Annotated in this window: 16 protein-coding genes and 1 pseudogene; 5 read left to right on the top strand and 12 right to left on the bottom strand. The window is 64.2% G+C overall.

What is annotated here, in order from left to right; translation table 11 throughout:
- Window positions 1-331, top strand: a pseudogene (locus Q0W88_RS04820) (hypothetical protein); the annotation flags it as partial.
- Window positions 332-354: 23 nt separating this feature from the next.
- Here the strand turns inward: Q0W88_RS04820 and Q0W88_RS04825 are convergent.
- Window positions 355-1338: an ABC transporter substrate-binding protein gene (locus Q0W88_RS04825; protein WP_297800634.1), complete on the bottom strand. Its 984-nt coding sequence runs from the start codon at window positions 1336-1338 to the stop codon at window positions 355-357.
- 112 nt (window positions 1339-1450) lie between these two features.
- Entirely contained in the window at window positions 1451-2929 is a 1479-nt protein-coding gene (locus tag Q0W88_RS04830; RefSeq protein ID WP_297800636.1) for a M20 family metallopeptidase, read from the bottom strand.
- A gap of 168 nt (window positions 2930-3097) precedes the next feature.
- Between Q0W88_RS04830 and Q0W88_RS04835 the strand changes: the two genes are divergently transcribed.
- Window positions 3098-3427 carry a ComEA family DNA-binding protein gene (locus Q0W88_RS04835; RefSeq protein ID WP_297800638.1) on the top strand — a complete coding sequence of 110 codons (330 nt, stop codon included), beginning with the start codon at window positions 3098-3100 and terminating at the stop codon, window positions 3425-3427.
- A gap of 78 nt (window positions 3428-3505) precedes the next feature.
- Window positions 3506-4084 (top strand): HutD family protein, encoded by a 579-nt coding sequence (locus Q0W88_RS04840; protein WP_297800640.1) that lies wholly within the window; start codon window positions 3506-3508, stop codon window positions 4082-4084.
- On the opposite strand, the gene Q0W88_RS04845 is transcribed toward Q0W88_RS04840, so the two are convergent.
- Genes Q0W88_RS04845 through Q0W88_RS04880 form a run of 8 tightly spaced genes read right to left on the bottom strand, consistent with a single transcriptional unit; the run spans window position 4081 to window position 10709 of the window.
- Window positions 4081-4407: a non-heme iron oxygenase ferredoxin subunit gene (locus Q0W88_RS04845; protein WP_297800642.1), complete on the bottom strand. Its 327-nt coding sequence runs from the start codon at window positions 4405-4407 to the stop codon at window positions 4081-4083. The genes Q0W88_RS04840 and Q0W88_RS04845 overlap by 4 nt on opposite strands.
- Window positions 4404-4937: a GNAT family N-acetyltransferase gene (locus tag Q0W88_RS04850; RefSeq protein WP_297800644.1), complete on the bottom strand. Its 534-nt coding sequence runs from the start codon at window positions 4935-4937 to the stop codon at window positions 4404-4406. The genes Q0W88_RS04845 and Q0W88_RS04850 overlap by 4 nt, the downstream gene beginning before the upstream one ends.
- A 2-nt stretch (window positions 4938-4939) precedes the next feature.
- A complete protein-coding gene (locus Q0W88_RS04855) occupies window positions 4940-6160 on the bottom strand; it encodes a cysteine desulfurase (RefSeq protein WP_297800646.1) in 1221 nt (406 codons plus the stop codon).
- Entirely contained in the window at window positions 6157-7428 is a 1272-nt protein-coding gene (sufD, locus tag Q0W88_RS04860; RefSeq protein ID WP_297800648.1) for a Fe-S cluster assembly protein SufD, read from the bottom strand. Before sufD ends, Q0W88_RS04855 begins: the two co-directional genes overlap by 4 nt.
- Complete coding sequence (gene sufC / locus Q0W88_RS04865) at window positions 7428-8177, bottom strand: Fe-S cluster assembly ATPase SufC (RefSeq protein ID WP_297800650.1); 750 nt, start codon at window positions 8175-8177, stop codon at window positions 7428-7430. Before sufC ends, sufD begins: the two co-directional genes overlap by 1 nt.
- Before the next feature lie 24 nt (window positions 8178-8201).
- The gene (gene sufB / locus Q0W88_RS04870; RefSeq protein ID WP_297800689.1) at window positions 8202-9641 is read right to left on the bottom strand and encodes a Fe-S cluster assembly protein SufB; all 1440 of its coding nucleotides are present in this window, start codon (window positions 9639-9641) and stop codon (window positions 8202-8204) included.
- A gap of 2 nt (window positions 9642-9643) precedes the next feature.
- Window positions 9644-10081, bottom strand: a complete 438-nt coding sequence (locus Q0W88_RS04875) for an SUF system Fe-S cluster assembly regulator (protein ID WP_297800652.1) — start codon at window positions 10079-10081, stop codon at window positions 9644-9646.
- 1 nt (window position 10082) lies between these two features.
- Window positions 10083-10709 (bottom strand): YbhB/YbcL family Raf kinase inhibitor-like protein, encoded by a 627-nt coding sequence (locus tag Q0W88_RS04880; protein WP_297800654.1) that lies wholly within the window; start codon window positions 10707-10709, stop codon window positions 10083-10085.
- Window positions 10710-10819: 110 nt separating this feature from the next.
- Between Q0W88_RS04880 and Q0W88_RS04885 the strand changes: the two genes are divergently transcribed.
- Both Q0W88_RS04885 and Q0W88_RS04890 read left to right on the top strand, forming a co-directional pair.
- Window positions 10820-11290, top strand: a complete 471-nt coding sequence (locus Q0W88_RS04885; protein WP_297800656.1) for an SET domain-containing protein-lysine N-methyltransferase — start codon at window positions 10820-10822, stop codon at window positions 11288-11290.
- Window positions 11291-11359: 69 nt separating this feature from the next.
- Window positions 11360-11992 (top strand): glycine zipper 2TM domain-containing protein, encoded by a 633-nt coding sequence (locus Q0W88_RS04890; RefSeq protein ID WP_297800658.1) that lies wholly within the window; start codon window positions 11360-11362, stop codon window positions 11990-11992.
- Here the strand turns inward: Q0W88_RS04890 and Q0W88_RS04895 are convergent.
- Together Q0W88_RS04895 and Q0W88_RS04900 are read right to left on the bottom strand one after the other, a co-directional pair.
- Entirely contained in the window at window positions 11989-12951 is a 963-nt protein-coding gene (locus Q0W88_RS04895) for an ATP-grasp fold amidoligase family protein (protein ID WP_297800659.1), read from the bottom strand. The genes Q0W88_RS04890 and Q0W88_RS04895 overlap by 4 nt on opposite strands.
- Window positions 12948-13817, bottom strand: coding sequence for a PhzF family phenazine biosynthesis protein (locus Q0W88_RS04900; RefSeq protein ID WP_297800660.1), 870 nt, complete (start codon window positions 13815-13817; stop codon window positions 12948-12950). The genes Q0W88_RS04895 and Q0W88_RS04900 overlap by 4 nt, the downstream gene beginning before the upstream one ends.
- Between the last annotated feature and the right edge of the window lie 18 nt (window positions 13818-13835).

The following is a 13835-nucleotide window of genomic DNA, read 5'->3' on the forward strand; positions in this document are numbered from 1 at the left end:
GTATTTCGCCGATGCCGGAGTGCCGCTGCAGGCCGCCTATGAGCCCGACCGCAACGATCTGCTGGTGGCGCTGTGCCGGGCCATCGGCAATGCCAATTTCAGCAGCCGGACCTACCTGAGTGCGGCCCATGACAGCGACCGGGTGCAGCTCGATCTGCAACCGGCACGCAGCTTGAACCCGACTCACTATCTCTGGGACCGGCTGTATGCCCGCTTCGGTATTCTGAAAATCGAGCTGCTGCGCGACAATCCGACCCGGCAGAATCTGGCCCGCTTCCGCCAGCAGCTGTCGCCTGCGGTACAGTCCCTGATCACTGACGGCCTGCGCTGAGCCGATCTTTGGATCAGTCGGGATTATCTGTCGACCGGCACGAAGCGGTCGGTGTAGATGTCCAGGCTCAGCTGACGGATCGGCGTCTTGTAGGTCTGCTCCATGAACTCGACGATCCTGCTGTTGGTGCGCTGTAGGGTCGGTTCGCGGCCGCCGAGCAGGGCATGGTTCTGTTTGGCATCGGGAATGACCAGGCCATCAAAGGCCGCCGGCACCTCGGTGCTGGGAATCTTGAGATACCAGGCCAGCTCCTGGGCCAATTCTTTTTGCCGGGTCTTGATCAGCTGCGCCGCGGCCAGCCAGCCTTTGACCAGCGCACGCAGCGTTTTCGGATTGGCATCGGCGTAGTCGGCGCGGATGACCAGCACATCGATGATCTCATCCGGCAGCTGTGTGCTGTTGAAGATCTCCACGCCGCCCATGGCCAGCAGTTGTCCGCGGTACGGCTCGAAAGTGACCACGGCATCGAGCCGGTCGTACTGGTAGGCCTCCATACTCTCGTCGATCCGGATATCGATGGGCCGCACGGCATCCGGCGGCATGCCGTTGATCTCCAGGGCCCGGGCCAACATGTAGCGGCCGAGCGCGCCTTCCTCGACCCCGACCCGGCGTCCGGCCAGATCCTTGACCGAAGCGATGCCCGGTTTGGCGATGATGACATCGGCGCCTGCGGAGATGTCGGTGACCAGAATGATCTTGATCGGAGTGCCTTTCTGGCTGATTTCCAGGGCTTCGTCGATGGTCAGCGCCGCGACCTGGATCTGGTTCTTGCCGAAGGCGTCCATGACTTCGATGGCCGATTCATACTGCTGCATCTGGATCAAATCGCTGCCGTACAGGCTCTTGTCACGGGCGATGTAGCCGGGCAGATAACCGGGCCAGGCGTTGGTGCCGACCAGCAGCGGCTTGGCCATCGGCTCGGCCGGCTTTTCGCAGGCACCGATCAGCACCAGCGCCAGCATCAGGACGATGCGATAAAGATGTCGGGCGGGCGGCACTGCAGACATGGCGTACCTCAATGAAAGATCAGGGCAGGGTGCCGCAGCCGAAGACGCCCTGCAGGAAGTCTATCAGCTTGGCGGAAGGCGACAAGGCCCGCCGCCCGGCAAGGCCGGCGGCTCAGCAGCAGCCGTGGTCGCCGAACTGCGCGTGGCCGGCGTGCGCCGCCACGCCCATGGTCAGGCCTTGCAGCCCGGCCCGGTAGTGCGCGGCCACCACATGCGCCACCGCTTCGGTCACCCGCTTGCCGGTGGGAATGTGCAGGAACTCGTTCGGCCCGTGCGCGTTGCTGTGCGGACCGAGCACGCCGGTGATCATGAACTGCGCGCCCGGGAATTTTTCGCCGAGCATGCCCATGAACGGAATGGTGCCGCCTTCGCCCATGTACATGGCCGGCGCGCCGAAGGCCGCCTGCGAGGCCTCTTCGATCGCGCTTTCCAGCCACGGCGCCAGGGCCGGGGCGTTCCAGCCGGTCGAAGCTTTTTCCAGCTCGAAGCTGACCTTGGCGCCGTACGGCGGATCGGCCTCCAGGGTCTGCTTCACGAACGCGCCGGCTTTGTCCGGATCGAGCATCGGCGGAATGCGCAGGGAAATCTTGACCGCGGTGAACGGACGCAGCACGTTGCCGGCATTGCCCAGCGGGGGCAGACCGTCCACGCCGGTGATCGACAGCATCGGCCGCCAGGTGCGGTTCAGAATCAGTTCGCCCAGATCGCTGCCCATCGGGCGCATGCCGTCCAGGAACGGGAATTTGTCGAACACGTCGTCGCCCAGCACTTCGGCCGCGCGCCGGGCCTGGCTGATGCGCTGCTCGGGAATCGCGACATGCAGCTCTTCGCGGTGGATGCGGCCGGTGTCGACCTCTTCCAGGCGGTTCAGCAGCTGGCGCAGCACGCGGAAGCTGGACGGCACGATGCCGGAGGCGTCGCCCGAGTGCACGCCCTCGCTGAGCACGTCCACGCGCAGGTTGCCGCCGGTCAGGCCGCGCAGCGAGGTGGTGCACCAGAGCTGGTCGTAATTGGCGCAGCCCGAATCCAGGCAGACCACCAGGCTCGGCTTGCCGATGCGCTCGGCCAGGTGATCGACGTAATGCGGCAGATCGTAGCTGCCGGATTCCTCGCAGGCCTCGATCAGGATCACGGTGCGCGCATGCGCGATGCCCTGCGCTTTCAGCGCGGCGATGGCGGTCAGCGAACCGAACAGGGCGTAGCCGTCATCGGCGCCGCCGCGGCCGTACAGTTTGTCGCCTTTGATGACCGGCGTCCACGGACCGAGGTCGGCATCCCATCCGGTCATTTCCGGCTGCTTGTCGAGGTGGCCGTACATCAGCACGCAGTCCTCGCCCTGGCCCTCGATCTCGATGAAGATCAGCGGCGTGCGGTTTTCCAGACGCACGATCTCGACCCGCATGCCGTCGATGGCCTGGGCCTTGGCCCAATTTGCCAGTTGCTGCGTGGCCTGTTCCATGTAGCCGTTTTTCTGCCAGTCGGCGTCGAACATCGGCGACTTGTTGGGGATTTTGATGTAGTCGACCAGCTGGCCGACGATATCGGTATCCCAGCGCTCGGCAACGAAGGCCGAAAGTGCGTTCTTGTCCATGTGCCACCCTGCATCGGAAAACGCCATTTTAGCAGGGTAGGGATTTTCCGACAGCGCTTTCGGCGTGGTCTGACACGCGCTGTCGATATCGCCGTCTGATCGCCGGCCGCGCCGATTGCGACACTGTTTCCACCTGGCGCTGGTGCCAGCTCAACCCCGGAGAATCCCATGTTGTCCATCCGCAATCTCGTGCACACCCTGATCCTCGCCCTGTGTTTCAGTTCCGCCGCCATGGCGGTCACCCCGACGGCCCAGCAGGTCAACATCAACACCGCCGATGCCGCCACCCTCGACCGCCTGCTCGATGGCGTCGGTCCGAGCAAGGCCCAGGCCATCATCGACTACCGCAAAGCCAATGGCGCTTTCCGCAGCCCGGCCGATCTGGCCAAGGTCAAAGGCATCGGTCCGGCCACGGTACAGCGCAATGCCGCCCGCATCAGCGTCGGTGCCGCCAAGGCCAAACCGGCAACGCCGGCCAAAAAACCGGCCGCGCGCTGAGCCGCATGTGTCTCCCGGCCGCCCGCTCCGCGGGCGGTTTTTTTTGCCCGGCCGCACGCCCTGTGCGACACTACCGGCATGAGCATCCGCCATTTTCCGCACATCGCATTCGTGGCCATGCCCTGGAAAAACGGCGGCGGCAGCACCCGCGAGATCGTCCGGGTTCCCGAAGGCAGCGAGGCCTGGATTTGGCGCCTGTCCATCGCCGACATCGCCGCCGACGGTCCGTTCTCGGCCTTTCCCGGCTGCGAGCGCTCCCTGACCCTGCTGGAAGGCGCCGGCATGGCGCTGCGGTTCGCCGACCGCGCCTGCGATCTGCGTCCGCCGTTTGCATCCTGCCGGTTTGCCGGCGAGGAAACCCCGGACTGCGTGCTGTTCGATGGTCCGACCGTGGACTTCAATGCCATCTGGCGCCGCGATGCCGTCGCTATCACGGTCGAGCGCCGCGCCATGCACGGCAGTCTGTGGTGTCTGCCCGAGCCGGGCGTGAGCTGGTTCGTCTATCTGCTGTCCGGCAGTCTGGCGGTCAAGGACGATCCGCACGGTCCGGACTGCCGGCCCGGGGATGGTCTGTGGCTGCAGCCCGAGGCCGGCGCGCCGCGGCTGATGCTGGAGGCCTATGGCGAAGCGCTGTGGCTGAGGATTGAACGGCTTTAACGGTCGTCGCGGGTATAGATCATGCCGTTGTCGATGCGCACCGGAAACTTCGGCACCGGCGCATAGGCCGGCGCACACAGGGCCTGCCCGGTGCGCACGTCGAACCGGGCGCCGTGCAGCACGCATTCGATTTCGGCGCCGTCCAGTTTACCTGGGCTGAGTTCGAAATCCTGATGCGTGCATTTGTCTTCCAGCGCATAGATCTCGCCGTCGATGTTGCAGACCAGAATCGCGGTGTCGCCGTCGAAGCACACGGTGTGTTCGCCCGGCAGCAGTTCGGCCATCGGGCACACGGCCTGCCAGCCGTTCAGATCGGCACTCATGCGTTTTCTCCGTGCAGGTCTTTGCGCAGGATCTCAAAACGCAGATCCGCACGCCGGGGCAGGCCGAACCGGGCATCGCCGTAGGGAAACGGCTTTTTGATGCCGGTGCGGACATAACCGCGGCGTTCATAAAACGCGATCAATTCATCGCGGATGTCGATCACCGTCATTTCCATCGCGGCGCACTGCCAGGCCCGCGCCACGCGCTCGGCCTCCTGCATCAGCTGTTTGCCGATGCCGCCGCCCTGCAGGTGCGGGGCGACCGAGAACATGCCGAAATAACAGGCCGCGCCGGTTTTTTCGAGATGACAGCAGGCCAACAATTGGCCGGCCTGTTCGGCCAGCACGATCACGCTGCCGGGTTTGCCGATATCGGCGGCCACGCCCTCGGCGTCGATGCGTTGCCCGTCCAGAAAATCGGCTTCGGTGGTCCAGCCGGCACGGCTGACCTCGCCGCGGTAGGCCGATTCCACCAGCGCCACGATGGCGGGAATGTCTGCGGCAACGGCGGTGCGGAAATGCAGGTCCATGCTCAGCCCAGCATGCGGCGCACGAAGGCGATACCGTCGATCAACGCATCAACCTCCGCTTCCGTGGTGTAAAACGCCAGCGACGCGCGGCAGGTGGCCGGCACGCCGTAAAAGGCCATGAGCGGATGCGCGCAATGATGCCCGGAGCGCACCGCGATGCCCTGCAGATCGAGCAGGGTGGCCAGATCGTGCGAATGCGCGCCCTCGATCAGGAACGACAGCACGGCGGCCTTGTGCGCGGCAGTGCCGATCAGACGCAGGCCCGGAACGCTTTGCAGGCGCTCGGTGGCGTAGACCAGCAGCTGCTGTTCGCGTTCGGCAATGGCCGCCATGCCGATGCCGTCCAGATAGCGCACGGCCGCACCCAGACCGACGAAGCCGGCGATGTTGGGCGTCCCGGCCTCGAACTTGTGCGGGGGATCGTTGAAGGTGGTTTTTTCGAAACGCACTTCCCGGATCATCTCGCCGCCGCCGAAAAACGGCGGCATGCTTTGCCAGTGCTCACGCTTGGCCCACAGCGCGCCGGTGCCGGTCGGGCCGCACAGCTTGTGCCCGGTGAAGGCGTAGAAATCGCAGCCCAATGCCGGAATGTCGACCGGCATGTGCGGCACCGCCTGCGAGCCGTCGATGACGGTGGTGATGCCGGCCTTGCGCGCCCAGGCGCAGATCTCGGCGACCGGATTGACCGTGCCCAGCACATTGGACACATGGGTCAGCGCCAGGATTTTCACAGGCGCCTTGAGTTGGGCTTTCAGCGCCGGCAGATCGATCTCGCCATCAGGCGTGATTTCCACCGGTTCAATGCGGGCACCGCAGCGTTCGGCGATCAGCTGCCAGGGCACGAAATTGGCATGGTGTTCCATGCGCGTGACCAGAATGACATCGCCGGGCTGCAGGCGCGGCAGCGCGAAGGAATAGGCCACCAGATTCAGGGCCTGGGTGGTGCCCGAAGTCAGCACCAGATCATTGGGCTGCGCCTTGACGAACGCCGCGATGGCCTTGCGGGCGCCTTCGTAGGCTTCGGTCGCTTCGCTGCCGAGCTGGTGAACGGCCCGCGAGACGTTGGCATTGTGATTGCGGTAGAAATCATCGACGGCAGCAATCACCGCCTCGGGTTTCTGCGCGGTATTGGCCGAGTCCAGATACACCAGCGGCTTGCCGTGCACCTCGCGGCGCAGGATCGGAAAATCATTTCGCACGGCCTGCCAGTCGATGCGGTTCATGCCACACCGTCCTGCACCAGTCGCGCCGGCAGGAAGGTTTTCAGGGTTTCGCGCAGCGCGTCATTGTCGATGATCGCCAGTGCTTCGGCGTAGAAGGCGCGGGTCAGCAGGGCGAGGGCTTCGGCCTCGGGCACGCCGCGGGTACGCAGGTAAAACAGCGCCGTGGCATCGAGTTGGCCGACGGTGGCGCCGTGCGCGGCTTTGACCTCATCGGCGTGGATTTCCAGGGCCGGCTGGGTGGTGATCTGGGCCTTGCTGCCAAGCAGCAGGTTTTTATTCGACAGCGCGGCATTGCTGCCGTCAGCGCCTGCATCGATGGTGATGCCGCCGTAGAAATGCACTTTGCCTTTGTCTTCAGCCAGGCCGCGCCAGAGCAGTTCGCAGGCGGTATCCGGCGCCTGATGGCGGGCACTCAGCCGGGTATCCAGCGTACCGCTGCCTTCGGCCCACAGCACGCCGCCCGAGCGGGCCAGCGCGTTGCGGCCCTGTAGCGCCAGATTCAGTTCCAGACGCTGGTAGTGGCCGCCGGTATCGATGTCCAGCCGGGTGTATTCGGCATCGCCGGCGATCACCGCATCGCAGCGGCTGAATGCGGTGTGCGCGTTGCCGGCATTCTGCACCCGAAGGTGCCGTAGCTGTGCGTTCGGTTTCACATGCACATGCCACAGATCATTGCTCAGGCCGCTGCCGCCGCCATGATGATGTTCGATGACGGTCAGCCGGCTGTGTTCGCGGCATTCGATTTTGTGGCGCAGGTAGCTGCTGCCGGTGTTGCTTTCGCTGTGCACGAACACCAGATGCAGCGGCGCGTCCAGCACCACGCCTTCCGGCGCTTCGATCAGCAGACCGTCCTCGGCCAGCGCGGTGTTGAGCGGTGCGAACGGGGCTTCGGCCTCCGGGAATTCGCGGCCGAGCACGGCCAGGGCACGCGCGTCATCACCGGCCAGCGCTTCGGCCAGGGTGCCGATGTGCAGGGCTTCGGCGCCATTGATATCGCTTAAGCCGGCGTCATGGCGGCCGTCCACGAACACCAGGCGCGGGGCCGGCGGCAGGGTGATGTCTTGCGCGCGGGCCGGCGCGCTTCCGGCGAAGGCTTTGCCGGCCAGCGCCCGCAGTGGCGCGTATTTCCAACGCTCGAGTTTGTTGTGCGGAAAGCCCACGCGCAGCGCTTGGGCCAACGCGGCTTCCCGCCAGGCCTGCACCTGCCGGTGGCGGGCCGGGGTGCGGGTGGCGAACAGCGCACTCTGGCTGTCGAGGAAGGCCGACATCAGGCCGCGCCCGCCTGCAGGCTGGCGTAGCCGTCGCGCTCGAGCTGCAGCGCCAGTTCCGGACCGCCGCTGGCGATGATCCGGCCTTCGCTCATCACGTGCACCACGTCGGGTTTGATGTAATCGAGCAGACGCTGGTAGTGGGTGATGACCAGGAACGACCGTTCCGGGCTGCGCATGTGGTTGACGCCGTCGGCCACCGCTTTCAGGGCGTCGATGTCCAGACCCGAATCGGTTTCGTCCAGAATCGCGAGCTTGGGTTCGAGCAGGGCCAGCTGGAAGATTTCATTGCGTTTCTTTTCGCCGCCGGAAAAGCCCGAATTGACCGCGCGGTGCAGCAGTTCGTCCTTCAGGTGCAGCACCGAGAGTTTCTGCCGTACCAGTTTCAGAAACGCCATCGAATCCAGTTCGGCTTCGCCGCGGGCCTTGCGCTGGGCATTGAGCGCGGTGCGCAGGAAATAGGTGTTGTTCACCCCGGGGATTTCCACCGGGTACTGGAACGCGAGGAAAATGCCGAGCGCGGCGCGTTCTTCCGGCGCCAGATCGTTCAGATCGGTGCCGTTGAAGCGTACCGTGCCGGAAGTGATCTCATAGCCTTCGCGGCCGGACAGCACATAGCCGAGCGTGGACTTGCCGGCGCCGTTCGGCCCCATGATGGCGTGCACCTGGCCCGGGGCGAGGGTGAGCGTGAAGCCTTTCAGGATTTCCTTGCCGCCGACGGTGGCGTGCAGATCGATGATTTCTAACATGGGGTTCTCGTTCCAGAAAAAGGGTTAACCGACCGAGCCTTCCAGGCTCACTTCCAGCAGTTTTTTGGCTTCCACCGCGAATTCCATCGGCAGCTCCTTGAACACCTGCTTGCAGAAACCGTCGACGATCATCGACACCGCGTCTTCGGCGCCGATGCCGCGGGCCCGGCAGTAGAACAGCTGGTCGTCGGAAATCTTCGAGGTGGTGGCTTCATGCTCGAGCACGGCGCTCGGATTCTTGACCTCGATGTAGGGGAAGGTGTGGGCGCCGCAGCGTTTGCCGATCAGCAGCGAGTCGCATTGGGTGTAGTTGCGGGCGCCCTCGGCCGAGGCCTCGACCTTGACCAGGCCGCGGTAGGTGTTCTGCCCGCGTCCGGCGCTGATGCCCTTGCTGATGATCTTGGACTTGCTGCCGCGGCCGATGTGGATCATCTTGGTGCCGGTGTCGGCCTGCTGGCGGTGATGGGTCAGCGCCACCGAATAGAATTCGCCGACCGAGTTCTCGCCCAGCAGCACGCAGCTCGGGTACTTCCAGGTGATGGCCGAACCGGTTTCAACCTGGGTCCAGCTGATCTTGCTGTCGGCGCCGCGGCATTCGCCGCGCTTGGTGACGAAGTTGTAGATGCCGCCGACGCCGTTCTCATCGCCGGGGTACCAGTTCTGCACCGTGGAATATTTGATTTCGGCGCGTTCCAGGCAGACCAGCTCGACCACCGCGGCATGCAGCTGGTTCTCGTCGCGCATCGGCGCGGTGCAGCCTTCCAGATAGGACACATAGGCGTCGTCCTCGCACACGATCAGGGTGCGCTCGAACTGGCCGGTGTCGCGGGCGTTGATGCGGAAGTAGGTGGACAGCTCCATCGGGCTGCGCACGCCTTTGGGAATGAACACGAAGCTGCCGTCGGAGAACACCGCCGAATTGAGCGCGGCGAAGTAGTTGTCGCCCGGCGGCACCACCGAGCCGAGGTATTTTTTGACCAGCTCGGGATGTTCCTTCACCGCTTCCGAGAACGAACAGAAAATGATGCCTTTTTCGGCCAGCTCTTTCTGGTAGGTGGTACCGACCGAGACCGAATCGAACACGGCATCGACCGCCACGCCGGCCAGACGGGCGCGCTCGTGCAGGGGCACGCCGAGTTTTTCGTAGGTGTCGAGCAGTTCCTGCGGCACCTCGTCGAGCGAGGCGTATTTCTTTTTCGGTGCCGCGAAATAACTCACTGCCTGGAAATCGATCGGGGCGATGTCGAGCTTCGCCCAGTGCGGCGGGGCCATGGTCAGCCAGTGCCGGTAGGCTTTCAGCCGCCACTCGGTCAGCCATTCGGGCTCGTCCTTCTTTTTCGAAATGAAGCGCACCACGTCTTCATCCAGACCCGGCGGCAGGGTGTCGGATTCGATGTCGGTGACGAAGCCGGCCTCGTAGCGGCGCTCGAGCTGGCGTTCGATTTCAGTGCGTTCGGTGGCCATGCTCATGCCTTCGCCAGTTTGAGGGGAATGGATTTACGGCCGTCGCGGCCGAGCTCGGCGATGCTGACGCCGCGCAGGGCATCGGCGATGACATCGTTCACTTTCTGCCAGTGGCCCTGAATGCCGCAGTGCGGTTCGTGCTCGCATTGGCTGTGCTCGCCGCTGCATTCGGTCATGCCGAGCCGGCCTTCCATCGCTTCCACCACGGCGAACAGGGAAATCTGCGCCGCCGGCTGCGCCAGGCGGTAACCGCCCTGGCTGCCACGGAAGGCTTCCACCAGTCCGGCCCGCGACAGCGGCTTGAGCACTTTACTCACCGTCGGCAATTCCAGCTTGGCCATTTCGGCCAGTTCGCTGGCGCTGTGCACGCGTTGCGGCGCCTTGGCCAGGCAGGCCAACAGCACGGTCGCGTAGTCGGTGAGTTTGGTGACCCGAAGCATGTCAGTACGCCACGGCCGGGTTCAGGGTGTAGCGCCCAGTCAGACTGGCGCTGGCCAACACATGTCCGGCCATCGCTGCGTTGAGGTCGGCCACGGTATAGCGTTCCGGCAGTGTCAAGGTCGGCACCGCGAGCGCGTACAGGGTGAAGGTGTAATGGTGCATGCGTTCGTCGTTCCAGGGCGGGCAGGGGCCGTCATAACCGTGGTAATCGCCCGCCATCTCGGCGTCGCCGGCGAACCAGCCGGTGTAATCGTTCAGGCCCTGCACGCTGCCGTGCGCGCCGGCGGACGCTTTGCCACGGGCGGTGACCGCAGCGCTGAATTCGCCGGCGGCAATCGCCCGCAGCTCGCCCGGCAGATTGGCCAGTAGCCAGTGTGTGAAATCCACGCGCGGCAGATCGTGCGGCACGCTGCGGCCGGCTTGGTTGACGTCGGTACCCACACTGGGCACATCGGGATCATTGACGATCAGCGCAAAGCTGCGGGTCCCCTCGGGCACCTCCGACCAGGCCAGCGGCGGATTGCGGTTGGCGGACAGCGTGATCGGACCGGGCGTGGCAATCACCGCGAAGGCGAATTCGCCGGGAATCGGCTGGCCGTCGGAAAAGGCATCGGATGTCAGGCGCATGGCGTTCTCCAAAGTGGACCAAAATTGTACTGTATTCGGCGTCTGCAGGCAATCCGTGCTTGGCAAGGCCGGCAATCTTCGCCACAATAGCGGCTCACTCGGGAAATTCTATGTCCAGCAAAATCGAAGTCCGTCGTTCCAAAATCCATGGCAGCGGCGTATTTGCCGCGAAAAACATCAAAAAAGGCGAGTTCATCATCGAATACAAAGGTCTGCTGCGCACCCACGAGGAAGTCGATGCCGCCTATGACGGCGAAGACGAAACCGGGCATACCTTCCTGTTCACCCTGAATGACGACTATGTGCTGGATGCCAACATCAAGGGCAACGATGCGCGCTGGATCAACCACAGCTGTGATCCGAACTGCGACTCCGAGCATGTCGATGCCGACGACGGCGACAAGCGCAAAGACCGCATTGAAATCAAGGCCATCCGCAATATCAAGGCCGGTGAAGAGTTGTCCTACAACTACGGCATCCGTCTGGTCGAACGGCACACGCCGAAGCTGAAGAAGCTCTGGGCCTGCCTGTGCGGCAGCCCGAAATGCACCGGAACCATGCTGCAGCCTAAACGCGGCTAAGCCGTTAAGCCACGGTTCGGGTTGGGTGTGCCAGATTCAAATGGCGCAATCCCGCGCGAGGAGACCGTGATGAAAATCCTTGCCTTGAGTTCCCTGACCGCTGCCGTGCTGCTTGGCGGACCGGCCTTTGCCGGCGACCGCTATGAAGACCGGCATTACGATCGCGACGACAGTCCCTATGACACACGTTACGATCAGCGCCACGAGGACCGCTATGACGACCGCTACGACGACCGACGCGGCGGCTATTACGGCAACAGCGGATATGGCCGTTTCGATACCGCCCGCGTCATCCAGGTGCAGCGTCTGGGCAATTCCGGCCGCGATTACCGCCGCAACTGCGGCCGCTATGACCGCGACAGCGGCCTGAACGAAGGTGCCGTGGTCGGTGCCGTCATCGGCGGCGTGATCGGCAATCAGGCCGGGCGTGGCGATGGCCGCGTGGCCGCGACGGTGGCCGGCGCTGCCATCGGCGGTCTGATCGGGCAGAGTATCGACCGGGATTCCCGCGGCGGCTACGACCGCCATGTGGTGGAATGCCGAAGCGATGGCTGGAACGGGCGCAACAGCGATTACCGGGTGACCTACCGCTACCATGGCCGCAACTACACCACCATCATGCCCTATCACCCCGGTGACCGCGTGCGTGTGCGTGTCGATACCATCGCCTACAACGACCGCCGTGGCGGCTATCGGTACTAAGCCGGATTGAACTGGAGCAGCGCGCCCATGCGCTGCTCCATCGCCGCCGGACGGCGCGACAGCGCATTGCTGGGGCTGAAGGTGACTTCGCCCAGATACAGGGTGCCGTCGGCACCGATGAAAAAATCGACTCGGGCAAAATCATACGGCGCGGCAATGGCCAGCGCGGCGGACTTCATGAATTCCGGATCGGCCGGCAAGACCGGATTGGCAACGCGCGCGAGGGCATCCATCTGCAACGCATCCGGCTGGAAGTCGGCATCCAGCCAGGTGACCTGCATCGGCTCGGCATTTTTATCGAACAATTCGATACAGCCGATACGGCCGTTCATCACATACACGTTCCAGGACACCGAGGGCTGCCCATGACAGACATCGGCTTCCAGCATCAGTCGGCGCGGAATGCTGGCATACCACCACTCGCCATCCTGGATGCCGTAGACCTGGTCCAGCCACTGCAGTGCCTGCGCTGCCAGGGCCGGCCGTTCAGCATCCTCCAGCGGGTAGCGGACGGCTTTGAACAGTCCGCTGCCATGATTGGCTTTCAGGTAATACCGGCCCGGTGCAATGCGATCGTTGCGCGGCAAAGGCAGACGGTCTGAATGCCAGATCAGCGGTGGACAGCGCAGGCGGCCGCGCAGGGCCTCGGGAATGAAACGTTCGGTCAGCAGTTTGTTGCCGGTTTCCGGCACTTTCACATTGCCGGTGAATTTAAAGCGGAAGATCTTTTCATTGAAGGTTTTCGGAGTGACCATGTCCGGAAATACCCCGAAGCGGTCGTGATAGCCGAACATGGCATTGGTCAGCGCCCGGACCAGATTGGTGCTTTTGTAGGCATCGATGCCGCGTCGGTGTCCGGGTTTGGGGTCACGGCTGAACGGCCCGTCGACTTCGGCCATGATTGCGGCCAACTGCCTTACCGCTTCGGCATGTGCCGCCTGCATGTTCCCGGGAATCACGGCCAGTCCAGTTCGCCGCGCAGCACCGTGCGGCAGTCGCCGCCGACCCAGACTTCGCCCTCGGCATCCACTTCGAGGGTCAGTACGGCATCGCGGCCGATTTCGCGGCCCTGGCTGACGCGATAGCGCCGGCCCAGCGCGCCGAGCTGACCGGTCTCGTGCAGAAAGGCGGCGATGGCGGCATTGGCGGCGCCCGAGGCCGGATCTTCGGCAATACCCACACCCAGTGGAAAGGCGCGCACCACCAGACCATCTGCGGTACGGGCAAAAATACACAGGCCCAGACTGCCGGTCTCCCGCGCCAGCGCGGCAATGGCGTAACTGTCGGGTTGGAAACCGCGCACTGCGGCTTCATCGCCGAGTTGCGCCAGCCACCAGCGCCGGCCGCCTTCGACCAAGGCCGGTTTTAGATCGGTCCACAGCGCCGCCGGCAAGGCCGGTTTGAACAGCGCTTCGCCCGGATCGGCATAACGCACCAGGCGCGAACTCGGCACCCGCACACTGTAAGCATTGTTGGTGGCCGAAGGCTGAACCCGGATCGGCAGAAGGCCGGCCTGGCACTCCTGATGCAGCAGGCCGTCCCGGGCGTGGACGCGCCCGGCATCGCGAAGGGCATGGGCGGTACCAATGCTGGGGTGTCCGGCAAAGGCGATTTCCTTTTGGGTGGTGAAAATACGCACGCGGTAATCGGCATCGGGCGTTGTGGCTGGCAGCACGAAGGTGGTCTCGGCCAGATTCAGCCAGTGCGCGATGCGCTGCATGTCGGTGTCCGAAAGGCCTTCGGCGTCCAACACCACGGCCAGTGGATTGCCGGTGCCGGTGCGCGGCGCGAACACATCACAATGCGAAATGGCGTAGGCAGGCATGCGCGGCTCCGGTAAACC

It is taken from the genome of Arenimonas sp. GDDSR-1 (assembly GCF_025980345.1).
Taxonomy (GTDB): Bacteria; Pseudomonadota; Gammaproteobacteria; order Xanthomonadales; family Xanthomonadaceae; genus Arenimonas.